Source organism: Micromonospora sp. NPDC005553 (assembly GCF_042871765.1).
Classification (GTDB): Bacteria; Actinomycetota; Actinomycetes; order Mycobacteriales; family Micromonosporaceae; genus Micromonospora.
The window spans coordinates 135,946-159,295 of the sequence record NZ_JBIAJD010000006.1 but is presented as its reverse complement, the minus strand read 5'-3'; the positions used below and the strand labels follow the sequence as shown (position 1 = coordinate 159,295).

General features: G+C 71.2%; 19 protein-coding genes. 1 reads left to right on the top strand and 18 read right to left on the bottom strand.

Translation table 11 applies throughout. The annotated features are described in order from the left end of the window. Positions 1-213 precede the first annotated feature (213 nt). The 7 genes from ACFYPG_RS24595 to efeU all read right to left on the bottom strand — a co-directional run bounded on the left by ACFYPG_RS24595 (position 214) and on the right by efeU (position 8,780). Positions 214-921 carry a ComF family protein gene (locus ACFYPG_RS24595; RefSeq protein WP_387354008.1) on the bottom strand — a complete coding sequence of 236 codons (708 nt, stop codon included), beginning with the start codon at positions 919-921 and terminating at the stop codon, positions 214-216. A gap of 4 nt (positions 922-925) precedes the next feature. Beyond that, positions 926-2,704: an LpqB family beta-propeller domain-containing protein gene (locus ACFYPG_RS24590; RefSeq protein ID WP_387354237.1), complete on the bottom strand. Its 1,779-nt coding sequence runs from the start codon at positions 2,702-2,704 to the stop codon at positions 926-928. 32 nt (positions 2,705-2,736) lie between these two features. Beyond that, positions 2,737-4,494 (bottom strand): MtrAB system histidine kinase MtrB, encoded by a 1,758-nt coding sequence (gene mtrB / locus ACFYPG_RS24585; RefSeq protein ID WP_210784506.1) that lies wholly within the window; start codon positions 4,492-4,494, stop codon positions 2,737-2,739. 12 nt (positions 4,495-4,506) lie between these two features. Continuing rightward, on the bottom strand, positions 4,507-5,196 hold the full coding sequence (gene mtrA / locus ACFYPG_RS24580; protein WP_030331519.1) for an MtrAB system response regulator MtrA: 690 nt from the start codon (positions 5,194-5,196) through the stop codon (positions 4,507-4,509). 226 nt (positions 5,197-5,422) lie between these two features. Then, the gene (gene efeB / locus ACFYPG_RS24575; protein WP_387354007.1) at positions 5,423-6,700 is read right to left on the bottom strand and encodes an iron uptake transporter deferrochelatase/peroxidase subunit; all 1,278 of its coding nucleotides are present in this window, start codon (positions 6,698-6,700) and stop codon (positions 5,423-5,425) included. A 25-nt stretch (positions 6,701-6,725) separates the two neighbouring features. After that, on the bottom strand, positions 6,726-7,859 hold the full coding sequence (efeO, locus tag ACFYPG_RS24570; RefSeq protein WP_355005561.1) for an iron uptake system protein EfeO: 1,134 nt from the start codon (positions 7,857-7,859) through the stop codon (positions 6,726-6,728). A 21-nt stretch (positions 7,860-7,880) separates the two neighbouring features. After that, entirely contained in the window at positions 7,881-8,780 is a 900-nt protein-coding gene (gene efeU / locus ACFYPG_RS24565; RefSeq protein ID WP_355005562.1) for an iron uptake transporter permease EfeU, read from the bottom strand. Positions 8,781-8,916: 136 nt separating this feature from the next. Here efeU and ACFYPG_RS24560 point away from each other — a divergent pair, with 136 nt between their 5' ends. After that, on the top strand, positions 8,917-9,063 hold the full coding sequence (locus tag ACFYPG_RS24560; RefSeq protein ID WP_167493764.1) for a hypothetical protein: 147 nt from the start codon (positions 8,917-8,919) through the stop codon (positions 9,061-9,063). Between the two features lie 264 nt (positions 9,064-9,327). On the opposite strand, the gene ahcY is transcribed toward ACFYPG_RS24560, so the two are convergent. The 11 genes from ahcY to ACFYPG_RS24505 all read right to left on the bottom strand — a co-directional run bounded on the left by ahcY (position 9,328) and on the right by ACFYPG_RS24505 (position 23,344). Next, on the bottom strand, positions 9,328-10,827 hold the full coding sequence (gene ahcY, locus ACFYPG_RS24555; protein ID WP_355005563.1) for an adenosylhomocysteinase: 1,500 nt from the start codon (positions 10,825-10,827) through the stop codon (positions 9,328-9,330). A 279-nt stretch (positions 10,828-11,106) separates the two neighbouring features. Further along, the gene (gene manA, locus ACFYPG_RS24550) at positions 11,107-12,270 is read right to left on the bottom strand and encodes a mannose-6-phosphate isomerase, class I (RefSeq protein WP_387354006.1); all 1,164 of its coding nucleotides are present in this window, start codon (positions 12,268-12,270) and stop codon (positions 11,107-11,109) included. Between the two features lie 3 nt (positions 12,271-12,273). Further along, positions 12,274-13,281: a cation diffusion facilitator family transporter gene (locus ACFYPG_RS24545; protein WP_387354004.1), complete on the bottom strand. Its 1,008-nt coding sequence runs from the start codon at positions 13,279-13,281 to the stop codon at positions 12,274-12,276. A gap of 67 nt (positions 13,282-13,348) precedes the next feature. Then, complete coding sequence (locus ACFYPG_RS24540) at positions 13,349-14,545, bottom strand: SIS domain-containing protein (protein ID WP_355005566.1); 1,197 nt, start codon at positions 14,543-14,545, stop codon at positions 13,349-13,351. Beyond that, positions 14,542-14,727 (bottom strand): Trm112 family protein, encoded by a 186-nt coding sequence (locus ACFYPG_RS24535; protein ID WP_091394023.1) that lies wholly within the window; start codon positions 14,725-14,727, stop codon positions 14,542-14,544. Before ACFYPG_RS24535 ends, ACFYPG_RS24540 begins: the two co-directional genes overlap by 4 nt. A 61-nt stretch (positions 14,728-14,788) precedes the next feature. Then, positions 14,789-16,174 carry a phosphomannomutase/phosphoglucomutase gene (locus tag ACFYPG_RS24530; protein WP_387354003.1) on the bottom strand — a complete coding sequence of 462 codons (1,386 nt, stop codon included), beginning with the start codon at positions 16,172-16,174 and terminating at the stop codon, positions 14,789-14,791. A gap of 69 nt (positions 16,175-16,243) precedes the next feature. Beyond that, the gene (locus ACFYPG_RS24525) at positions 16,244-17,305 is read right to left on the bottom strand and encodes a hypothetical protein (protein ID WP_355005568.1); all 1,062 of its coding nucleotides are present in this window, start codon (positions 17,303-17,305) and stop codon (positions 16,244-16,246) included. Between the two features lie 151 nt (positions 17,306-17,456). Beyond that, positions 17,457-18,098 carry a deoxyribonuclease V gene (gene nfi, locus ACFYPG_RS24520; protein WP_387354236.1) on the bottom strand — a complete coding sequence of 214 codons (642 nt, stop codon included), beginning with the start codon at positions 18,096-18,098 and terminating at the stop codon, positions 17,457-17,459. 611 nt (positions 18,099-18,709) lie between these two features. Next, on the bottom strand, positions 18,710-19,036 hold the full coding sequence (locus ACFYPG_RS24515; protein WP_387354002.1) for a hypothetical protein: 327 nt from the start codon (positions 19,034-19,036) through the stop codon (positions 18,710-18,712). Positions 19,037-19,092: 56 nt separating this feature from the next. Next, positions 19,093-19,263 (bottom strand): hypothetical protein, encoded by a 171-nt coding sequence (locus tag ACFYPG_RS24510; RefSeq protein WP_387354001.1) that lies wholly within the window; start codon positions 19,261-19,263, stop codon positions 19,093-19,095. Between the two features lie 139 nt (positions 19,264-19,402). Then, a complete protein-coding gene (locus tag ACFYPG_RS24505; RefSeq protein ID WP_387354000.1) occupies positions 19,403-23,344 on the bottom strand; it encodes a toxin glutamine deamidase domain-containing protein in 3,942 nt (1,313 codons plus the stop codon). Positions 23,345-23,350 lie beyond the last annotated feature (6 nt).

Genomic DNA, 23,350 nt, shown 5'->3' with positions numbered 1-23,350 from the left:
GGTTGCCCGGCCGCGCGCCGTGGGGAGACCCGCTGGCGTCGACCGGTTGGTACGGCTACGCCTCCTCTCACCGCCGAGAGTGGTGGGAACGACCTCCTACCCCCGACAGCGAAACGCTAACTCTTGTTTGCCCGGCAGTCACCCCATGTTGCCGAGACGACCCAGGATTTTTCGCAGCTCATACACCAACGGGTGAAACGGAAACACTATGGGTTACGACTGGCGCCTTTTCTCGGTCGCCGCGAGCACCGCCGCAACACCCGGTGCCCATCCTGTCGCGGTCAGCACCCGGCTCGCGGCGGCGAGGGTCACGCCGGTGGTGACGATGTCGTCGAGCAGCACCACGACCGGCGCCGGGCCCCCGGCACGACCCTGGAGCGGCCCCGTCGGGCGGGGCTGGAAGGCCGCCTCGGCCGCCGCCGCGCGCGCGGCGCTGTCCAGGGTGACCGAGTCGGGCCGGGGTGACGCCCGCAGCGGACGGTGCACCCGCACCGCCCAACCGCTCCGGTTGAGCCGGGCCGCGCAGTGCCGGGCCAGCCGGTCGAGGTGGTCCCCGTAGCGGGACCGGGCCGCCGCCGCGGTGTCCGGGACCGGAACCAACGCCAGCGGACGGGCCCCACCGACGGCCGCCGCGACGACCTCGGCGAGCAGCGCGCCGAGCGGACGAGCAAGCCCGTGTCGGCCGTGTTCCTTGTACGCCAGCAGGGCCTCGCGCAGCGGACCCGCGTACGGGCCGAGGGCGACGCAGGACGGGAGGCCCGGCGGGGCGGGGGTGGGACGGACCGCCCGTGGCCGCAATGCACCCAGCGCCACGACACAGGCTGGGCAGACCCCGTGCCGCAGGCCGGGTCGGCGCTCCCGACAACCGGCGCAGTCGGCGGGCAGCACCAGGTCGGCGAGGTCCGCCCAGAGCCCGCTCACCGTGTCAGTAGAGGAAGAACGGCGCCGACGGGTTGCTCGGCCGGACACCGGTCGGCACCGGGGCGATGTCGCGTACCCGGCCGGGCTCGATCCGTTCGAACGGGCTGCTGCGGTAGGCCACCCCGTTCGCCTCGTACATGTACGCCCCGCCGGGCGTCCGCACACTGCGGTTGGTCGGGTACGCGGTCAGGTGGGTGACCTTGGCGCCGAGGTCGGTCCGCAACGGTGTCTCCAGGGCGCCGTCGACACTGATCTCGTAGATCGCCGGCTGGCCGACCGACCCCGCCACCACCAGTTGGTCCTCCCTGCCCCAGTCGACAGCCGTCGGGTTCGTCAGCGAGGTGACCAGCTCTCGGGGCGGGCCGATGGACGCCCCGCCGCCGTCGAGGTTGACCGCGGCGACGTAGAGACGGCCGCCGACGATCAGCGCCACCCGCTGGCCGTCCAACCCGGCGGCCACCGCGGTGACCGCGCCGGAGGGCAGGTTGAGCGGCACCGGATACATCCGGGCCGCCTCGTCGAACCGGTAGAGCTGCCCGTCGGCCACGACGAGGCCGCGGCTGGGGCGGTTGTCGACCGTACGCAGCCAGACCGGTCGGCCGATCGAGGAGAATTCGGCGCCGCTGCGGCTGACCACGGAGACCGGGTCGGCACCCGTGCCCACGGCGAGTCGGTACCGGTTCTTGCCGCTGCTGGCGACCACCATCGCGGCGAGGATCCGGCGGTCCTTGGCCAGCCCGAGGCTGGCGGAGACGACGTTACGGTTGGCCTCGGGTGTCAACGGCACCGTGCCGCTGGGCTCGCCGTCGAAGTCGAGCGGGTGGATCGCGCCGTCGTACACGCCGAACCGCTGCGGGCTGGTGGCATACGGGTAGAGCACCCGGGCGTCTCGTCGCTCGCCCAGCTCCACCACGGGCTGCGCGTTGTTGCGGATCTTCAACTCCAGCTGACCGGTGAGGTCGCCCAGTGACCAGGCGATCTGCGTGATCAACTGATCGATCCCGCTCTGGTCGTCGCCGGACATGTCCAGGTTGACCTCCCACCGACCGTTGCCGCCGGTGGCGTTGTTGATCAGCTCGGTGCGGTCCGGCAGCCCGACGACCCCCGGGCGCAACCAGTCGGAGGGGCCACCGACCAGCCACTTCACCACCTCGTTGACCTGCCGCTCGACCGGCACCGCCTGCGGTCGGTAGCGCTGGTCGGGCACCAGGCGGCTGCGGTCCGAACTCCAGAAGTAGATCGTCTCGTCCTGGTAGTACTCCCGAAGGGCGGTGTCGCTGAGCAGCAGCACGTTGGGCGGGTTGATGACGTAGAGGCCGGCCCGGTCATCGTTGACGCCGCCGTTGAAGGACGCGCTGCGCAGGCCGAACTCGTACTCCGTCTCGGTCGCCACCGGTGGGGCCAGGATGCCGTTGGTGCGCAGCACCCCGATCTGCTGCACGGTGATCTTGACTGTCGTGGTCGAGTCGCTGTTGAGGGTGTAGACCGCCTCGCGCAGCCGGACCACGTTCAGCGCGACCTCGCTGCCCTTCTTGTCCTGTAGGCGAGTCTTGTCCTCCGGGGCGATGAACGCCTTGACCCGCTCGTACGCCCGATCCGGCTCGCCGGCGGCGGCGGACAGGAAGTTGCGGACGAATGTCTCGTTGACGCTGCCGCTGGCCGTGCGCGTCGGTGGCTCACTGCCCCGACTGATCACACCGGCCTCGGTCGCGGCGCTGCCCTTGCCGTCCACCCGCACGTCGGATGCCGCCGGAATGCCACAGCCGGCGCCCAGCAGCACCATCACGCCGAGGGTCCCGAGCAGAGTCGGCCGTCTCACGAGCGCACCTCCGTCCGCTGCCCGTCCCCGGCCGGAGCCGGACCGATCGCCAGTGCCCCGCCGGTGCCGGGACCGATGGCCAGTGGCCCACCGTCGCGTGGGCCGCCGAACGGCAGGGCGGCGTCGGCCGGCACCAGTCGCAGCGGTGAGGTGGTCAGCCGATCGCCAGCACGGGCCGGCAGGGTGAGTCGGAACTGCGCGCCCTGCCCGGGAGCACCCCACGCCTCCAGCCAGCCGCCGTGCAGCCGTGCGTCCTCCAGGCTGATGGACAGGCCCAGCCCGGTGCCCCCGGTCTGCCGGGCCCGCGACGGGTCCGCCCGCCAGAACCGGTTGAACACCAGCTTCTCCTCGCCGACCTTCAGCCCCACACCGTGGTCGCGGACCGTGATCGCCACGGCGGTCTCGTCGATGCCGAGGGTGATCAGCACCGGGCGGGCCTCACCGTGCTCGACGGCGTTGCCGACCAGGTTGCGCAACACCCGCTCGACCCGGCGCGGGTCGACCTCGGCGATGACCGGCGTGCCCGGCAGGTCGAGTTCGATCGGTACGCCCACCCGCTCGGCCAGGCCCGCCAGCCGGTCGACCACCCGGTGCACCACCGGCACCAGGTCGGTCGGCTCGGAATCCAGCATGGCGAAGCCCGCGTCGAACCGACTGATCTCCAGCAGGTCGGTCAGCAACTCCTCGAAGCGGTCCAACTCGGCCTGGAGCAGCTCGGCGCTGCGGGCGACGGCCGGGTCGAACTCGTCGCGCTCAGCGAAGATCAGGTCGGCGGCCATCCGCACCGTGGTCAGCGGGGTACGCAGCTCGTGGGAGACGTCCGAGGTGAAGCGGCGCTGCAAGCGGGACATCTCTTCCAGGCGCAGGATCTGCCGTTGCAGGTTGGTGGCCATCTGGTTGAACGACGCGGCGAGCAGGGCCAGGTCGTCCTCGCCGTTGACCACCATCCGCTGGTCGAGCAGGCCCGCGGAGAGCCGCTGGGCGGTACGTGCGGCGACCCGGACCGGGTTGACCACCAGTCGGGTGACAAGCGCCGCGAGCAACCCGAGCAGGATCACCAGCGCGACCCCGGTGGCCACCACCGTGGCGCGGGCGTCGGCGGCGGTGACGTCCTGCCGGCCCAGCGGGACCAGGTAGTAGAGCTCGATCTGGCCGAAGCGGGTGGGCACCGGCGAGCCGTAGACCAGGTATTTGGTGGTCTCGCCGGTGAGTCGCCCGGTGCGGATCTGACTGGCCACCTTGCCGTCGGCGATCGCGGCCCGCAGCTCGGGGCTGATCAGCGACTGCACGTTCGCCGACGGCGAGGTGCGCGTCTGGATGTCGTTGGGATAGTCGTCGGCGGTGATGGCCACCACCACGCCGCTGGTCTGCTGGGGGTCGCCGCCGGCCAGGTAGTTGACAGTGCCGTCGATGGTCTCCTGGAGCTGCGCCTCCTGCGGCTGGCCGTAGAAGGAGACCTGCTTGGCCGCGTAGCTGGCACCGCTTGTCACCCGCTGCCGGACGTCGCTGCGCGCGCTGTCGAGCAGAATGGTGGTGATCTTGTCAGCGATCAGGAACGCGAACCCGCCGACCAGGAGGCTGGACGCGACCAGCGTGATGGTCACGACCCGAACCTGGAGCGAGCGACGCCAGGTCTGGTGTGCCCGACCCACCGCACGAGCGACCCGACCACTCACCGCACGCCAGAGCTCCCCGCCGGCGCTGGGCCGGCGGGCAGCCGTACTCGGGGAGGGTGGGGGCGGCGAGGTCGACACAGTGCGACCAGGCTATCCGGTCCCCGCCTTGTAGCCCACGCCCCGCACGGTGAGGATGATTTCCGGTCGCTCCGGGTCTGGTTCGATCTTGGCCCGCAACCGCTGGACGTGCACGTTGACCAGACGGGTGTCGGCCGCGTGCCGGTAGCCCCAGACCTGTTCGAGCAGCACCTCGCGGGTGAAGACCTGACGTGGCTTGCGGGCGAGCGCGACCAGCAGGTCGAACTCCAACGGCGTCAGCTTCACCTCCTCGTCGTTGCGACTCACCGTGTGCGCGGGCACGTCGATGGTGATCTGGTTGTCCGGCGGCCCGATGGTGAGCATCTCCGGGGCCACGTCCTCGCCTCGGCGCAGTCGGGCCCGCATCCGGGCCACCAGCTCCTTGGGCTTGAACGGCTTGACCACGTAGTCGTCGGCGCCGGATTCCAGGCCGAGCACGACGTCGACGGTGTCGCTCTTGGCGGTCAGCATGACGATGGGCACGCCGGACTCCGCCCGAATCGACCTGGCGACGTCGATCCCGCTCATGCCGGGAAGCATCAGGTCAAGCAGCACTATGTCGGGACGACTGTCGCGAAAAGCGGCCAACGCCCGCTCGCCGTCCGCCACAAAAGAGGGCAGGAAACCCTCACTGCGCAGCACGATGCCGAGCATCTCGGCGAGCGCGGGGTCATCGTCGACCACCAGTACGCGGGCTCTCATGGGATTAATATTGCATCCTCATTCAGTTCGGTGGGACCGGCGTCCGCCGGTAACGCTCAGCGCCGCCGTCAAACCGGGTGCCAGCAGTCCGCGGCGGCGGCGCCACGTGCTGCGGTGCCTGGGCGCACGGTTGGCCGCGGGCCAGGCTGCCACCATGATCCCCCTTTGGCGGCGCCCGGCGCCACCGCAAGCCGGACCGATCCGGCTGTCGCCATCCGGACGACGGTCAGCCGAACAGCCCACTCCCCCAGTGTTCCCCGCCGTCGCGTACCCCGGGCGGGCAGGCGAACACCCCGCTGGAGACGTGTCGCAGGTACTCGTTCATCACGTCGTGCCGGGCCAGCTGCGTCTGGATCGGCACGAACTGACGGCGTGGATCACGCTGGTAGGCGATGAAGAAGAGGCCCGCGTCGAGCCGGCCGAGGCCGTCCGAGCCGTCGACGAAGTTGTAACCCCGGCGAAGCAGTTGGGCCCCGCCGTTCCGGCTCGGGTGGGCGAGCGTGACATGGGCGTGCTCGGCGATCACCGGCTTGCCGTCCGCGCCACGGGCGGCGAAGTCGGGCTCGTCGAACTCGTCGCCGCGACCCAGCGGCGCGCCGCTGCCCTTGGTCCGGCCGACGATCTCCTCCTGCTCGGCGAGGGAGGTCCGGTCCCAGGTCTCCACCAGCATTCGGATCTTGCGGGTCACCAGGTACGAGCCGCCGGCCATCCAGTCCGGCCCGTCGCCCGGCTGCACCCACAACTGGTCGCGCAGCAGGTCGGTGTCCTCGGCCTTGAGGTTGGCCGTGCCGTCCTTGAACCCGAAGAGGTTGCGCGCGGTGGCCTGCTCCCGCGTGGTCGACGAGGTGCGGCCGAAGCCGAGCTGCGACCAGCGGACGCTCACCACGCCCATGCCCAGCCGGGCCAGGTTACGGATCGCGTGCACCGCCACCTGCGGGTCGTTGGAGCAGGCCTGGACGCAGAGGTCGCCGCCGGAGAGCTGCGGCTGCAACGCGTCGCCGGGAAACTTCGGCAGATCGGCGAGGGCGGCAGGACGACGCTCGGCGAGGCCGAAGCGGTCCCGTCCGTCGGCGTCGCGGAACAGCGTCGGCCCGAAACCGATGGTGAGGGTGAGCTGCGAGGGAGGCAGGCCGAGCGCCTCGCCGGTGTCGTCCGGTGGGGCCTCCGGCATCCCGCCGACCGCACCCAGCACCCCGGCGTCGCGCCCCGCCGTCATCCTGGCGGCGGCGGCCGTCCACTCCTCCAGCAGTTCGACGAGTCGGGCCCGGTCCTTGGTGATCACGTCGAAGGCCACGAAGTGCAGCCGGTCCTGCGCCGGGGTGACGATGCCGGCCTGGTGCTCTCCGTGGAACGGCACAGCCCCGGCCGGGTGGTCGCTCGCCGCGGCCGGGCCATGGGAGCCGTTCAGCAGCGCCCCCACGCCGGCCGCCACTCCGGCGACCCCCGCCACCCCGGCGCCGGCCAGGGTGATCGCCCGGCGCCGGGTGAACCTGCTTCCGCTCATCGACTCGACTCTTTCTGCCAGGTGGTCACTTCGCGACGGCCGCGGCGACCTTGCTGATCGGCTCGGCGAGCGCGTTGATCCCGTCGGAGAGCTCCTTGAGCTCGGCCTTGCTCAGCGCGGTGTGCAGCTTCCACCCGTCGCCGTCGCGGTGCTTGCCGAGCAGGCCCTCGACGTTCGTGAACTCGGTGTCCAGCTGGCTGACGAGCTCCGGCGAGCGCTGCTGCAACGCGGGCCGCAGGGCGGACACGGCGGCCTTGGAACCTTCGAGGTTGGCGGCGAAGTCCCACAGGTCGGTGTGCGAGTAGCGGTCCTCCTCGCCGGTGATCTTGCCGCTGGCCACCTCGTCGAGCAGTTCCTTGGCACCGTTGGCGAGCTGGAGCGGGGAGAGCTTCTCGGCGTTCGCCTTGGCCACGATCTCCTTGACATCCGCCAGCAGGCGGTCGGCGATCGGGCCGTCCTTGGAGATGTCGCCGGACTGCCAGAGGTCCTTCTCGATCCGGTGGAAGCCGGTGAACTCCATCCCCTCCTCAAGGACCTCCTCGCGGCCGTCGATCTTGGGGTCGAGGTCACCGAAGATCTCAGCGACCGGCTCGATCCGCTCCCAGTAGGTGCGGGCGACCGGGTAGAGCGCCTTGGACTTCGCCACATCGCCGGCCTTGACCGCGCCGACGAACTCCTCGGTCTTGTCCAACAGCGCGCTGGTCTGGCTCTTCACGTACCGCTGGTAGTTGTCCGTGGCGTCACCCAGCGCGGCGTCGGCGGTGAGCGGCTGCGCCGACCCGCTGACCTTGAGCGCGCCCCGGATGCCCTTGCCGCTCATCCCCGGCTTGCAGGCCGTCTGGTACGTGCCGGCCGGCAACTCCACGTGCAGCTCGCGGCTCAGCCCAGGGGCAATGTTCTCCACCTCGCCCATCACCCGGTCGCCGTCGGCGTACACGTAGAACTCGGTCACCTTCGCGCCCGAATTGGTGATCTTGAAGGTGGCGGTGCCGGCGCCCAGGTCGGTCGAGCCGACCTCACAGGCGGTGTCGCTGGCCTTGACCACGATCGGTCCGCCGGACCCGGCCGAGTCACCCTTGTCGGAGTCGGAGCAGGCGGCCAGACCGGCCGTGGCCAGCACGCCGGCGGCGGCCAGCGCGAAGAACTGGGTGGTACGCATCGAAGCTGTCTCTCCTCGTGGTCAGGCACGCTGCGGCGTGGACGCCGCCTCGGCCTCAGCGCCGGTATCGGCCCCGCGCTCGGTGACTGTGGTGGTGGTCGCGGTGGGTGCCGGCTTACGCCGGGCCGGTCGCAGGAAGAGCAGGAGCACCGGTACGGCGTACGCGACCCAGGCGATCGTCTCCAGCACTGTGGGCGCGGGGGTCACGTTGAACATGCCGGCGAGCAGGGCCGCGTACCAGGTGCTCGGGTCGAGCACGCTGGTGATGTCGAAGGCCAGGTCGTTCAGGCCGGGCAGGACGCCGGCCTCCTGGAAGTCGTGCACGCCGTACTTGAGGATGCCGGCGGCGACCAGGATCAGCAGCGCGCCGGTCCAGGTGAAGAACTTGCTGAGGTTGATCCGCAGGGCGCTGGCGTAGAGCAGCACGCCGAGGACCACGGCGGTGACGATGCCGCCGATCAACGCGAGCAGCGGGCCGCTGTCGCCGGCCGCGCCCTGGGCGGCCGAGTAGAAGATCAGCGCCGTCTCCAGACCCTCGCGGATCACCGCGAGGAACGCCATCCCGGCGACGGCGAGGGACCCGACGGCCAGCGCCTCGGTGAGCTTGCCCCGCAGTTCGCCGGCGATGGTCCGGGCGGCCCGGCGCATCCAGAAGATCATCCAGGTCACGAAGACCACGGCGGCGACCGAGGTGATCGCCTCGAACAACTCACGATCCTCGGATCGGGACAGCAGCGAGGTCGACGTGTACTCGATCAGCCAGCCGAAGAGCACCGAGAGCGCCACGGCCAGGCCGACGCCCGCCCACACCTGCGGCAGCCGGTCCCGGCGCTGCGACTTCACCAGGAAGGCGACCAGGATGCTGACCACCAGGGTGGCTTCCAGCCCTTCCCGCAGACCGATCAGGTAGGTGGCGAACATCCGAGCTCCGAGTAGGTTAGGCACGCCTTGGTTGACTTAGGGCAGGCATACCTTCCTCCTGGTCAGCGTCGTCGTCAAGTCGTTCACGACAAGCTCACCCTGTCTGCGGCGAACTCCACTGTGCGAAGATCGCGCCGTGAGGGGATTCCTGCCGTGGTTGACGGTCCTGGCCGTGGTGCTGCTGCTCAGCGCACTACGCCTACGGGCACTGGCCACCCTCGTCTCGCTCGGCTGGCTGGCCTGGTGCATCTGGACCTGGTTCCGCCCCACCCGCCGCACCTGACCAAGCCCCGACCCGGCGCCCCGACCCCAGACCCCGGCCCCGGCCCCGGCCCCGCGCCCCGGCCCCGGCCCCGGCCCCGCGATCTTGCACTTTCTGCGGCGACATATCGCATCTAAAGCCGCGAATCTCCAACCGAAACTGCAAGATCGCGGGATTGCGGGGCAGATCGCGGGAGTGCGGGGCAGATCGCGGGAGTGCGGGGGGCAGGGCGGAGACGACGGACCGGGCCGGCTGCGAACAGCCGACCCGGTCCAGAGATGTCGATCAGTAGCGGTAGTGATCCGGCTTGAACGGACCCTCCGTGGAGACGCCGAGGTAGGCGGCCTGCTCCTTGGTCAGCGTGCTCAGCTTGGCGCCGAGTGCGCCGAGGTGCAGTCGGGCCACCTTCTCGTCCAGGTGCTTGGGCAGCACGTAGACACCGATCGGGTACTCCTCGGTCTTGGTGAAGAGCTCGATCTGGGCGATCGTCTGGTTGGCGAACGAGTTCGACATGACGAAGCTCGGGTGCCCGGTCGCGTTGCCCAGGTTCAGCAGGCGGCCCTCGGAGAGCACGATGATGGCGTGCCCGTCGGCGAAGCGCCACAGGTCGACCTGCGGCTTGATGTTGATCCGCTCGACGTCGGACCGCTTGGCCAGCCCGGCCATGTCGATCTCGTTGTCGAAGTGGCCGATGTTGCCGACGATGGCCTGGTGCTTCATCCGGGCCATGTGCTCGTTGGTGATGACGTCGAAGCAGCCGGTGGCGGTGATGAAGATGTCGCCCTGCTCGACAACGTCGTCCAGGGTGGCGACCTGGTAGCCGTCCATGGCGGCCTGCAACGCGCAGATCGGGTCCACCTCTGTCACCACGACCCGGGCGCCCTGGCCGCGCAGCGACTCGGCGCAGCCCTTGCCCACGTCGCCGTAGCCCATGACGACCGCCATCTTGCCGCCGATCAGCACGTCGGTGGCGCGGTTGATGCCGTCGATGAGCGAGTGCCGGCAGCCGTACTTGTTGTCGAACTTGCTCTTGGTCACCGAGTCGTTGACGTTGATGGCCGGGAAGAGCAGGGTGCCGGCCCGGTGCATCTCGTAGAGCCGGTGCACGCCGGTGGTGGTCTCCTCGGTCACGCCCTTGATGCCGCCGGAGATCCGGGTCCACCGCTGGCCGTCCTCGCCGAGCGAGCGGTGCAGCAGCTCGAGGATGACCGCGTACTCCTCGGAGTCGGCGGACTCGACGGGCGGGACTGCCCCGGCCCGCTCGAACTCGGCGCCCTTGTGTACGAGCAGGGTCGCGTCGCCGCCGTCGTCGAGGATCATGTTGGGGCCCTGCCCGTCCGGCCAGGCGAGCACCTGCTCGGTGCACCACCAGTACTCCGGAAGGGTCTCGCCCTTCCAGGCGTACACCGGAACCCCGGCCGGAGCCTCGGGGGTGCCGTCCGGGCCGACGACGATCGCCGCGGCGGCGTGGTCCTGGGTGGAGAAGATGTTGCAGGACGCCCAGCGCACCTGCGCGCCGAGCGCGACCAACGTCTCGATCAGGACGGCGGTCTGGATGGTCATGTGCAGGGAGCCGGTGATCCGCGCGCCGGCGAGCGGCTGCGCCTCGGCGAACTCGCGACGGATCGCCATCAGGCCGGGCATCTCGTGCTCGGCGAGCTGGATCTCTTTACGCCCGAACTCGGCGAGCGACAGATCCGCCACCTTGAAGTCGCCGTCGGCGAGCGTGCTCGGCCGGGCCTCGGACGGCGTGCCGCTGGCGGACGCCGGGAGGGTGCTGGTCATGAAAGCTCCTGTCGAACGATGTCTGCGCCGACCTTCCACCTTACGCGCGTCGGCGACGGGCATCGGGCACGGTCGGCGGACAGCGCACGGGGCGGTCGGTGATGGACGGACTTTCCCGCCCACGTCCCGCCCGCCCCGTGCATCCCCCCGGTTTGGTTCCCCCGCACGTTCTCGGACCGTCGTCGCGATAACGCTGCGTACTCATAGAGTCACACTCAGGCAGGGTGACGTCAAGCCATTCCGGGAAAGTCGGACTTGTGTCGTTGACCCGGGTCGAGGTCAGCGCAGCCCGGACGTCGCCACGAACGCCACACCGGCGCCGTCGATCCGCAGCGGCGCTTCCAACGCCGTACCGATCGCCGCCTCGCCGGAGGCCAGCGTCAACGCGCCGACACCGTCGTCCACGGTGATCGCACCACCAGCGCAGAGCACCACCCGGGGGCCCGGCAGCGACAGTGTCACCGAGGGCACCGCCGCGTCGACCCGGACCCGGTGCAGCGCGAAGTCGTCCACCGGCACAGGCCAGCAGTCCACGCCCGGGCCAACCGGCTCCGCGGCGCGCACCGGATCGACGAGCACCTCGAAGCGCAGCACCCGCAACAACTCGTCGACGTCCACCCGCTTCGGGGTCAGGCCGCCGCGCAGCACGTTGTCGCTGGCCGCCATGATCTCCACGCCGCAGCCGCTCAGGTAGGCGTGCAGGTTGCCGGCGGGCATCCAGATCGCCTCCCCCGCCTCCAGCCGCAGGTGGTGCAACAGCAGCGCGACCAGCGCACCCGGATCCCCCGGGTACGCCGTGGCCAGTCGGCGGGTCAGTTCCGCGTCCGGGCCGTCGGCCGGTGCCGCCACCACAGCGGCCAGCAGGTCGTGACGCCTGGCGACCGGCCAGCCGAGCAGCGTCCGCACCGCCGTCCGCAACCCCGCCGGCCCAGACCGCAACGCGGCGACCACAGGCGCCAACTCCGGTACGCCGAACGCCGCGAGCGCCTCGGCCGACTCCGCCGGATCCCGGAAACCGCACAGCGCCTCGAACGGGGTGAGCGCGACAAGCAACTCCGGCTTGTGGTGCGGGTCGGAGTAGTTGCGCGGCCCCTCGGTGCGCCCCGCCTCCGCCGCGTAGCCGGCCTGCGCCTGCTCGGCGTCCGGGTGGGCCTGCAGGCTCAGCGGAGCGTCGGCCGCGAGCACCTTGAGCAGGAACGGCAGCCGGTCGCCGAACCGCTCGGACACCCGCTGGCCGAGCCACTGCCCAGGTTCGTCCCGCACCAGGTCACAGAGGCTCACCCGCAGACCGGCACGATCCACGAGGGCCGGGGCGCCCGGGTGGGCCCCCAACCACAGCTCCGCCTCCGGGCCCGCGCTCGGCACCGCTCGCCCCTGCAGGAGGGCGATGGCCGAGCGCGAGCCCCAGGCGTAGTCCCGGATCGGCCCGTACAGTGGCTCCACCCGTCAGCCCCCGGGCCGCCCGGCCGGCTCGCCCGACGTGTCCTGCGGCTGCGGCACCGCGGTGTCGGCCGCGGCACCGGTGCCGGCCTCGGCGGCAGCGGTGTTGTAGACGTCCGGCTCCAGATAGATCACCCGGGCGATCGGCACCGCGGCGCGGATCCGCGCCTCGACGGCGTTGATGCCACGGGCCAGGTCGTGAGCGCTCTCCCACTCTGGAACGGCGATCTTGGCGGCCACCATCAGCTCTTCCGGGCCCAGGTAGAGCGTCTTCATGTGGATGATCCGCTCCACCTCGGGGCCGTCGGTGACGGCCCGCTCGATGGCAGCCAGCTCGGACGCCTCGGCGCCCTCACCGAGCAGCAGGCTCTTCGTCTCGATGGCCAGCACGACTGCGATGACCACCAGCAGGATGCCGATCATCGCGGTGCCGGCGGCGTCCCACTCGCCGTTGCCGGTGATCAGCGTCATGGTGACGCCGAACAGGGCGAACACCAGACCGACCAGCGCGCCGAAGTCCTCCAGGAGCACCACCGGCAGCTCCGGCGCCTTGGCCCGGCGGATGAAACGCACCCAGGACTGGTTGCCCCGGGTGTGGTTGGACTCCTTGATGGCGGTCCGGAAGGAGAACGACTCCATGATGATCGCCAACACCAGCACGACCACCGGCAGCCAGTGCCAGGACTCGATGCCGCCCTTGTCATGCCACTTGTGGTACGCCTCGTAGAGCGCGAACAGGCCACCGATGCTGAACAGCACGATGGACACGATGAACGCGTAGATGTAGCGCTCCCGGCCGTACCCGAACGGGTGTTCCGGTGTGGCCGCGCGCTTCGCCCGCTTGCCGCCGAGCAGCAGCAGGCCCTGGTTGCCGGAGTCGGCGACCGAGTGGACCGCCTCGGCCAGCATCGACGACGAGCCGGAGAGCAGGAACGCGATGAACTTGGTGACGGCGATGCCGATGTTGGCCAGCAGGGCGGCGACAATCGCCTTCGTCCCACCGTTGGCGCTCATGCCACCGCTCCGCTTCGCCGCGCGAAGCCGCTCGGTCCGCGCATGATGCGCCGCCCCCTACGTTCGTTCACTGGTTCGATAGCTCCTTCATCTCGGTGATGGCCGGAACGGCCATCGGGTCCAACCCGTGTGCCAGAGCAAGGTAGATCGAGGCGAAATCCGGAACGGCGATCAGCGACGCCAGCCGCTCCAGGGCGGAGCCGCCCTCGGCGGTCACCACGTCGCACCGCACGCCACGGCGCTCCGCGAGGGTCTGCACCGCGTCCGCACGGCGCTCCTCGACGGCGAGCGGCTCGTCGGTGTCGTCCTCGGCGTTGAGCCCGCCGTCGCGCAGCAACACCAGCCGCAGCCGGGTGCCCTCGCCGTCGTCCTCGGCCGGGTCGGCGAAGATGTCCCGCTCCCCCTCGGCCAGGCCGCCGAAGACACCGTCGAGCAGCCCGACCCGACCCCGCCCGGCCTCACCCAACGCTCCGGTGACCACCGGGTAGCGGGCGTTTGCCGACAGGGTGTCGCCGAACCGGCGGGCCGCCACCGTGGCCAGCGGGGACGAACCCCAGACGATGGGGATCGAGCCGGCCAGGCCCAGCGCCAGTGACTTCGCCGGGTTGACGAAGGACTCGGCCGCGGACCGGCAGCGGTCCGCGTCCGCGTCGAGCCGGGACGCGGTCTCGGCCAGGTCCGCCTCGTTGACCTTCACGAGCCCGAGGGAGCGGGCGGCAAGCAGGACCGGCACCGTGAGCGCCCAGAGGCTGGCCCGGGCCGGGGCACGCCGGGGCACCGGGATGAACGGCGCCCGGGCCTGCTCGGCGATCGACTGCAACTGCGAATCCGGGGCACCCACGGCGACGAGTCGGGCACCACGGCGGTGAGCCGCCTCGGCGGCGCCGAGCGCCTCCGGGCTACGTCCGGACGCGCTCACCGCGATCACCACGTCGGCCGCGCCCACCCAACCGGGCACGCCGGCGGAGCGGTGCCCGATGATCGGGACCGGGCAGCGTGGCCCGGCGACAGTGGCCAGCACGTCACCGGTACGCCCGGCGGTGCCGATGCCGGCGATCACGACGGCTCGGGGCCGCCCGTCGTCGGCGAGCACCGCGAGGTTCGCCTCGGCTGCCAGTGCGGCGCTCTCGCGAACCTGCGCACCGGCCGACGCCGTGTGCCGGAGCATGCCACCCGGGTCGGCCTCGGCCAACGCCTGCGGGTTGTCGAGCAGGGCCTCGTCGGCGTCACGGCGCCCACTGACCCCGGCCGTACCGTCGATCATGAGGACTGCCCGGGGCCGCCGCGCGCCTCGTCGAGCAGCAGCACCGGCACGTCGTCGCGGACCTCGAAGATCCGGCCGCACTCCGTACAGGTCAACGTCTGCGCCTCGGCGTCATAGGTGAGCGGGGCGTGGTGCGTGTCCGGACAGGCAAGGATCTCCAGCAACTGCGGATCCAGGGCCATGGCACGGCTCCTTCCACGTGTACGGCTTGACCGGCGGCGGTGCCGACCGGCGCAGGCGATCTTATCGGCGAACGCGGTCGAGCACGTCGTCCCGGAGCGAGACCATCCGATCCCGGGTGGGCGCCTCGACGTTGAGCCGCAGCAGCGGCTCCGTGTTGGAGGCGCGCAGGTTGAACCAGGCGCCGTCGGGGAAACGCAGGGTGAGCCCGTCCATCTCGTCAGCGACCGCGTCGGGGTACGCGGCGCGCACCTCGGCCACCGCCGCCGCCTGGTCGGTCACCGTCGAGTTGATCTCGCCGGAGGCGATGTAGCGCTCGTACTCACCGGCCAACACGGACAGCGGCAGCGACTGCTCGCCCAGCGCGGCCAACGTGTGCATCGCCGCGAGCATCCCGGTGTCGGCGAACCAGAAGTCCCGGAAGTAGTAGTGCGCGGAGTGCTCGCCGCCGAAGACGGCGTTGGTGCGGGCCATCTCCGCCTTGATGAAGGAGTGCCCGACCCGGGCGACGACCGGCTTCCCACCGTGCTCCCGGATGATCTCCGCGACGGCGCTGGAGGTGATCAGGCCGTGGATCACCGTGGAACCCGGGTGCTTGGCCAGCTCACGGGCGGCGACGAGTGCCGTGATCGCCGACGGTGACACCGGCTCGCCGCGCTCGTCCACCACGAAGCACCGGTCGGCGTCACCGTCGAAGGCCAACCCGATGTCCGCCCCGTGCTCGACCACGGCGCGCTGGAGGTCGACCAGGTTCGCCGGGTCGAGTGGGTTGGCCTCGTGGTTGGGGAAGCTGCCGTCCAACTCGAAGTAGAGCGGCACGATCTCCAGCGGCAGCGGCGACAGGGCCGCGTCGCCCAGCACCGTCGGAACTGTGAAGCCACCCATGCCGTTGCCGGCGTCGACGACCACCTTCAACGGCCGGATGCCGGACAGGTCGACCAGCTTGCGCAGGTAGCCGGCGTAGTCGGGGAGCAGGTCGCGCCGCTCGGCGGGCCGGGTCGGCGCTCCGGCGGGACGAGCGCCGCCCGAGTCCAGAAGTGCCTGGGCCCGCTCCCGGATCTCGGCCAGGCCGCTCTCCTGGCCGATCGGGCGCGCGCCGGAGCGGCACATCTTGATGCCGTTGTACTGCGCGGGGTTGTGGCTGGCGGTGAACATCGCGCCGGGCAGGTCGAGCGAGCCGGACGCGTAGTAGAGCAGGTCGGTGGACGCGAGGCCGATCTCGATCACCGAGCGGCCCTCGGCGCGTACGCCGGTGGCGAACGCGGCGGCCAGGCCGGGCGAGGTGGCCCGCATGTCGTACCCGACGACGACGGCGTCGCCCGGCTCGTCGGTGGAGTTGAGCAGTTGGGTGAAGGCGGCGCCCAGTGCCTCGGCGGCCCGTTCGTCCCACTGGTCCGGCACCGTCCCGCGGACGTCGTAGGCCTTCACAATCTGGGACAGATCAGACACGTGTTCCACTCCTTGGCCGCGGGTTAGACACCGATCCTGAGCCTAACGGAGGGCCGGGCCGTCCTCCGCTCAGCCGGGGAGGCGGGGGATGAACACGGTGTGGCCGTCACCGTCGGTGGGCGGGTCACCGGGCTTCGGGCGGCCGTCGGGCCGGCCCGGCATCGGCTGGGTGGCCTCCGGGGCGGGGGTGTCCGGCCGGGCACCGTAAACCCCGCCGGCGGCGGGACGCGGTGACGGCACCGCGCCACCCCAGGCGGCGGCCGGCGGCTGCTGGCCGTACACCTGACCGGGGCGACCGGGCGCGGCCGGCAACCCACCCCCGGCCCGGTAGGTGGTGCCGCCGGGGTTGCCCGGCAGGGTGTCGGGCGCCTCGTCGGACGGCTTGCGGTCCTGCCGCGAGCGACGGAACAGCAGCACGATGAGTAGCAGTCCGACCGCCACCAGCACAATGCCGAAGTACATCACCGGCGATCCTCCCCCGGACGACTCGGCGGCGGTCGCCGTGGTGCTCGGCGCCGCGGAGACGCCGCCCTGCGCCGCCGGGTTCACCGCCTCGTCGACTGTCGCGACCTCGGTCGGGCTCGGAGTCGGCGACGGCGTCTTCGACCGCGACGGAGTCGGCGACGGAGTGACCCGCGCTCCGGTCAGCCGCGCCGCATCGGTGGCGCGACCCAGCGTCTGGCCGGAGGCGCTGATGCCCACGCCCGTGACCACGAGACGGCCGCCCGGCGAACCCGCCGCGAACGCCACCCGGTAGCGCACCGTGATGCCCTTGCCCTTGCACAGGGTCGGCTTCAAGGGTGACGTCTGCGCTGTCGACACGGTGCCGGTGCCGCCGGTGACGGCCACCGGGAACCAGCGCCCGCCCGCGTTGACCTCGACCGCCACCTGGTTCGGCTGGAGGCCCTGCAGGCTGAAGCCCAGCGCGGTACGCAGCAGGACACACCCGTCGGTGCGCTTGCGCACCGCGACGTTCACCCCCTGCGCGGAACCACCGGCGGCGAAGCTGCTGGCCGCGCCCACCCGGACCGAGTCCTGGTCGGCCAGCGCCGGTGACGCACCGAGCATCACCAGGCCGCCCGCAAGACCGCAGACCGCCGCGAGCCGTGCCACGCGTCGACGCACTGTCATGATTACCTCGCCGTTCTCCCCGGGTGGGGTCCGCCGGCCAGGCTACTACCGGCCCACCTGTCCCACCGGTCATAGAGCGCCCCGCATGTGTGCGGCGTTACGGTTTACCACCCCTCCCGCCGACCTCCCGGCGGCTGGGCTGACCAGCCAATCAGCGGGCGCGCTCCGCCTCGGCGAGGGCGTCACGGCACAGCCGGTCGGCGGTGCGGGTGGTCTCCGGCAGCCGGTAGCGCGGAGTCAACGAGAGCACCTGCGCCGCCGCGTTCTCCAGGCTCATCCGATGGCCGATGCTGACGAAGACCGGCTTCACCCCGTCGCGGGTCCGCAGCACCCGACCGACGACCTCACCACCGTCGCGCAACGATGACCAGCCGCCCCGCTCGGCGGACGGCGGATCCCACGCCCCGACCAGTGGCGTCTTCGCCACGCCGATCGCGGGTAACCCGGTGACCACCCCCAGGTGGCAGGCGAGCCCGAAACGGCGCGGATGGGCCAGCCCGTGCCCGTCGCAGACCAGCAGGTCCGGGATGGTCGTCAGCCGGTCGAGCGCAGCGAGCAACGCGGGCAGCTCACGGAAGGCGAACAACCCCGGCACATAATCGAACGCGGGTCGCCCCACACCGACCGCGGAGTCCACCACCGCCAGGGCCCGGGCGTCCAGCACCGTCACTGCCGCCGCCAGCAGGTCACCACCCTCGGCGTACGCGACGTCCAGGCCCGCCACCGTCGCAGGCGCGCTCGGCCCCGGCCCGACCAGGTCGACAAGCGGCCGCAACTCCTCCTGTACGGCCACCGCCTCGGCAACACTGCCCGGCGCGCGCGGCGCGCTCGGCGCGCGCGGCGCGCTCGGCGCGCTCGGCGCGTGCGGCGCGCTCGGCGCGCTCGGCGCGTGCGGCGCGTGCGGCGCGTGCGGCGCGTGCGGCGCGCTCCATGATCCACTCGGCTTCACGGAAGTCGGGTGGTCCCGCCGGCCTGGATGCCCCGACATCAATGAACCGGAGTCGATCACCCTCGGCCTGAAGCACCGACGCCATCTCCGGTGGCCCCGCCATCCTGGGCAGGATCACCGCCGGCCCGGCCCCTGATCGCACCCAGGCCGAGGGCGAAGGCAGTACAGAAGGCGATACCGAAGGCAACGCCACCCTTCGCACCGAACACGGGGATACCGATCGCCAGACCGATCAGGAGGCCGACCGGCCAGGCCCAGACAGTCGACCTGACGCTCTGCGTACCAGATTTCGCCATGCGTCGATCTTATTCGGCCCCGCCAGGGCCCCGCCGATCGCTCCCACGCTCAGGCAAGCCCACCTCGTCACGGCCTCCTCGACCCACCGGCCAACCCAGGACGACCGTCCGCTGCCGAATCCCACGAATGAGCGCCTGCTCTCTCGCTTGCACGCGCAATCACTGCCGACCGGATGGCTGCGGGCCGCCGGCGTTGACATCAGGCGTGAACATGGCTCGGATGCCGTCCTCGTCGGGCAGCGCGCCCCCACTGACGGTCTCAGCCACCCTCTCGGCCGTGGCCCGATCGACAGTTTCGAAGCGGTCGACGTTTCGATAGTCGTCAACAAAGCGAACGACCAGAGCCGGATCGAAGGCCCAGCGTCCACTGCGGTGATCCCAGAGGATGGCATTACCTGCGCCTACGTCCATTACGAAGAGTCCGGCTGGACCCCCGATCCTCTCGTCATGCCGGTAGACCACGTAGTAGGTCAGCCTGCCGCCCATCCGATTCGTCACCAATCCCGGGCGCTAACCCGAATTGACTGTGTCGACTTCGAAGCCTATCGGCGACTCTCGATCGAGGCGACCTGCACGCCCGCCGCTTCAACCTCCGCCCGGACCGCAGCCAGCAGATCCCGCACGTCCGAGTCGCTCGGCTCCGCCAGCACGTCGATGTCGAGGCGCCACCCTTGGCTGTCCACGTCGCGCCAGAGCCCAACGCTCGTAGACACCCCTGCGATCGTCCGTCTGACTTCGCCGAACAACTCGTCCCAGTCGTCGCCAAGACGTCCGACTGCGTTCAGGCCGAGCACCGCTCGCAGACGACCCAATGTGGCCCGGTCCATCTCCCCGCGTAGATCAATTACCCAACTAGCTGACATTCGGTTCCCCAACAATCCAGTCCGAATCTTGGAAGTGGGACGACACTCCGGTTCCGGATCGATCCGGCGGGCCGGAACCAGGAAAAATCGCCGGCACCACGTCGCGGCCCAGATTACGTGCGTGCCGTTCGGCCCAATCAAACAGGTGAGGGAAGCACTCTCGCGCCACCTTCTTCGTCACAAAACCGTACCTCGCGTTGACGACACGAAGGCCAGGATATTTTTCGGCCGCATGTTGCCGTGCCTGCTCCACCATCTCATCAGAGGAAATTTGGAAGTCGAAATCACTCGGCTCTTCCAGACCCAGCCGGTACATGGAGTCGAACGGCCTACGCAGTGGAAGCGGCAGCCCCTGCGACCAGCCCTGCAGACGCGCCAACGCCTCCGGGTCGTCGACCAACTCGGACTCCGTCGGCATCTGCTTGTGGGGACCCGAGAAAAATCGAGCCGATGAGCCCTGAAGCCGAATGTCGACAGTTGACAGATCTAGACCATCCTCCCGCAATGCATCGAAGAGATCGGCCGTCATCTGTGCAAACTGCTCCCGGGTAGCTCCAAGAGGCGCCGACCTGTCGGCCCAGGCCAGGACGGCATCGGGTGTGATGCCGAGGAACTCGCAATCCTTCGGGTTCAACTGGCGGCCAGATTCATCCGCGGGCAACAGTGGATCGGCAGCCTGCCAACCGCGGTTGCCCCGCTCCTCTGCCGCGGTCTCCTGCCCGGTCTCGATTCGGTTCTGTCCGCTATCGGCATGGGGGGCCGAGCCCGGGCCGTCGAGGAGCAGGTACATCCGGTTGATGTACGGGTCGCCGTGGCCGCCGTCGTCGTGTGTCGGCGGGTGATCCGGCAGGTCGGGCCGTTCGCTGAACCGGCCCCGGGGCAGTCCGCCGAGCGGCATCGGTCGGCCGTCTCCGCTCAGCACCAGCGCGTCGATGCCGACCACGTCGGGGTAGAGCGGCCGGTCCCGGACCACGCCGTTCTGTGGGTCCACGTAGAGCACTGTGCCGTTCTGGTTGAGCGCCACCCAGGCGTGCGAACCGCCGTGCGCCCACTCGGTGACCAGGAACGAGTAGCTGCCGTGCCCGCCCAGCAGCAGTTGGTCGTGCAGGTTGCGGTAGCCCCGGTCGGCGGCCTGCCGCGCCTGTGCGGAGTCCGTGCGTTGGCCGGAAGCGGGGGCGAGGAGTTTCTGGAAGCGCCCGCCGGTCACGTCCTCCACCCGGCCCGGGCCGCCCGCCTCGCCACGGATGGGGCGCCGGATGTCACCGTCGAGGTAGCCGTCGAAGGTTCGTGGCGCCGACACGCGGGGGCGCCCGTGCACCCACGTCTCGAACAGCGACAGTGTGCAGTCCAGGCAGTTGATGCCCCGGGTGGCGTCGGCCACGGGACCGCCGTCGTTGAGCAGCCCGAACCAGCCGCCGTGTCGGGGGTCGGCGGTGCGGGTGACGGTGCCGTCCGGTCCACGGGGCATCTGTCGTTCGACGTCGACCTGGTGCAGGGCGAGCGGTGGCCGGAGTCCTCCGGGCTGCCCGTACGGCCGGGAGTCGTCGATCGGCGGCGGATCGTCGTCGCCGGTGAGCCTGGACGGGCCGGTGGTCTCCACCGCGCCGAGCGCGAGCGCGCCCACGTCCCGGTTGGCGTGCTCGAAGGTGGCGCTGATGTCCACGACCGGCGGGGCCGTGGTGCCGGCCAGCACCGCGTCTGCCAGGTCACGCCATTCGGAGTACGCGCGTGCTTCCTCGTTCGCGGCGCGCTGCCAGCCGTCGGCCCACTGCCGGTTGCCGGCCTGGTGCAGTTGGCGGGCGTAGGTGGCGTACTCGACGGCTCGGCGATCGTGCTCCACGGCACGGGTGCGCAGTCGGGCGGCCTCGGCCTGCCGGCGGTTGTTCTCGAACCCGATCCGCAGCGATTCGTAGTGGTCCTGGTAGCGCCGCCGCTCAGCGGCTTCGGCTGCTGCGGCCCACTGCGCCGCGTACGCGTCGTCGGTTTCGGGCTCGCGCACCGACGGGGCACCGAACGCGGCCACGTCGACGGGGATCGACGCCCTTCCCCGGGCGGGATGGTCGGGCGCGCGCACCGGTGCGGGCGTCTGCCGGGTCGGGACACGCGCCGGCACGGTGAATCGACCCACCACCGGTGGGGTGGAGGCGACGGGCAGCGGCCCGTTGGCGGTCGTCGGGGCGCCGAAGGTGATCGGTGCCGCCGGGCCTGGGGTGATCGTTGGTGCGGAGGGGCCGGTCGCCGGAGGCCAGGCGGTCGGTGCGGAGGGGCCGGTCGCCGGAGGCCAGGCGGTCGATCCGGAGGTGGTGACGTGCGGGGAACTGCCGGGCTGGACCGGCGGCACACCGGTGGCAGCCGGCCCGCTGCCCGATTCGAGGGGACCGACCACGGGCGCGGACGCCGACGAGAGCCTCGGATCAGCACCCACCACAGATTGACTCGGATCGCCTACCGCCGACGTGGCCGGGTTGGTGGTCGCCGCCGACAGCACGGGGTCGGCCGTGACCGGGTGCGGGACGCCCGCTCTGTCGCCGAACGACCCATCCGTCTCGGAGGCGCCGACCGGACTGTGCGCCACGTCCACGTCGGACAGCGCGCCAACTGGCGTCGGGGACGACGTGTGCACCTCGGGCACGACCGGAGACGCCGGCCCGGCTCCTCGTGACTGCTCGGCAACCGGTGGCGTCGGCGCAGCCAGCTGGTCAGGCGTAGTGGCGGCGACAGCCTCCGTCGCCTGCATCGGAACGCCCGCAGCCGTCACCAGACCACCCGAAGCCACACCGCCGACAGCCCCTGCGGAAGAAGCACTCGCGGCAGACGAGACCCCGAAGGAGGGAGCTGCTCCGGTAGCGGCCGCATCCCCCGCGACGGGCAACACTGGCGGAAGGGAGGGGCCCGTGAACGATGCTCCGGTGAGGGCGTTGGCCTGCGCGTCGAGCCGGGCGCGTAGCGCGTGGTCGGTCTGCCCGGTCGCCGAACCGGTGGCCCCGGACGCGGCGGCGCGCGCCACGTCCTCCATCGAGGTCAGGCCCTGACCGGTGGCCAGGCTCGCCGCGCTGTCGGCGAGCACCTCGCCGGTCATCTCCCGCCCCAGGTGCTCCCCGACCTTCGCCGCCCGCCCGGTGGCGTGCCGGCCCAGGCCAGCCAGCGGTGCCACCGCCCCGCCGGCCAACCCGCCCACCGCCGACGCGCCGAGATCGGTCAGGTCCAGGCCGTGTGCCCGCCCGGTGGAGTTCTGGTACGCCTGGGTGGCCAGGGTGACCCCGGCCTCCTCGGTGGCCTCCTCCAGCCCGCCCCGGGCGGCCCGCTTGGCGAGCCCACGCGCGCCACCTCGGGCGACCTCCTTGGCGGCCCGCTCGCCGGCCTCCTTGAGCCCGTGCTTGAGGGACTTGCTGGCCAGTTGGCCCATCAGCCGCTTGAAGATCTGTTGGACCAGCAGCCGGGTCGCGGTGATCGCCACGCCGGCGGCCGGGGTTGCCGCACCGGCGGTCAGCACCGCCGCCACCGCAACGGTGAGCAACTCGATGACCAGGATGCCCAGCTCGATCCAGACTTCCAGCTTGGCGCCCTCGATGTCGCAACCGCACTCCTCGACCAGTCGGCCCAGGTCGGCCGTGACCGCGAGCAGCACGGGCAGCGGGGCGTCGGCGCTCTCGGCGATCCCCCGCCAGGCCGCCTCGAACGCCGCGTCGACAGCTCCGACGCCGCCGTACCCGTTGTGCACCTCGACGGCGGCGGTGGCGGCGTCGGCGTGCGGCCCGGCGAGCACGGAGGCGACCGCATACCACTGGTCGGCGACGTCCCAGACGGCCCGCTCGTTGCCGTCCGGCCACTGCACGCCGACCACCCAGTCGAGTGCCTCGTAGATCCAGCCGGGCACGTCCCACGGCGCGTGGTCCAGGGGGTGCGGGATGGGGCTCGGCAGCACGCTCATCTCAGC

Excerpts from the sequence above, each read along its gene's own strand:
- ACFYPG_RS24515 (WP_387354002.1), bottom strand. The coding sequence starts at position 19,036 with ATGGGCGGCAGGCTGACCTACTACGTGGTCTACCGGCATGACGAGAGG.
- ACFYPG_RS24505 (WP_387354000.1), bottom strand. The coding sequence starts at position 23,344 with ATGAGCGTGCTGCCGAGCCCCATCCCGCACCCCCTGGACCACGCGCCG.
- efeU (WP_355005562.1), bottom strand. The coding sequence starts at position 8,780 with ATGTTCGCCACCTACCTGATCGGTCTGCGGGAAGGGCTGGAAGCCACC.
- mtrA (WP_030331519.1), bottom strand. The coding sequence starts at position 5,196 with ATGAGAGCCCGCGTACTGGTGGTCGACGATGACCCCGCGCTCGCCGAG.
- ACFYPG_RS24590 (WP_387354237.1), bottom strand. The coding sequence starts at position 2,704 with ATGGTGCTGCTGGGCGCCGGCTGTGGCATTCCGGCGGCATCCGACGTG.
- efeB (WP_387354007.1), bottom strand. The coding sequence starts at position 6,700 with ATGAGCGGAAGCAGGTTCACCCGGCGCCGGGCGATCACCCTGGCCGGC.
- ACFYPG_RS24525 (WP_355005568.1), bottom strand. The coding sequence starts at position 17,305 with ATGACAGTGCGTCGACGCGTGGCACGGCTCGCGGCGGTCTGCGGTCTT.
- ahcY (WP_355005563.1), bottom strand. The coding sequence starts at position 10,827 with ATGACCAGCACCCTCCCGGCGTCCGCCAGCGGCACGCCGTCCGAGGCC.
- efeO (WP_355005561.1), bottom strand. The coding sequence starts at position 7,859 with ATGCGTACCACCCAGTTCTTCGCGCTGGCCGCCGCCGGCGTGCTGGCC.
- ACFYPG_RS24540 (WP_355005566.1), bottom strand. The coding sequence starts at position 14,545 with ATGATCGACGGTACGGCCGGGGTCAGTGGGCGCCGTGACGCCGACGAG.
- ACFYPG_RS24535 (WP_091394023.1), bottom strand. The coding sequence starts at position 14,727 with ATGGCCCTGGATCCGCAGTTGCTGGAGATCCTTGCCTGTCCGGACACG.
- ACFYPG_RS24545 (WP_387354004.1), bottom strand. The coding sequence starts at position 13,281 with ATGAGCGCCAACGGTGGGACGAAGGCGATTGTCGCCGCCCTGCTGGCC.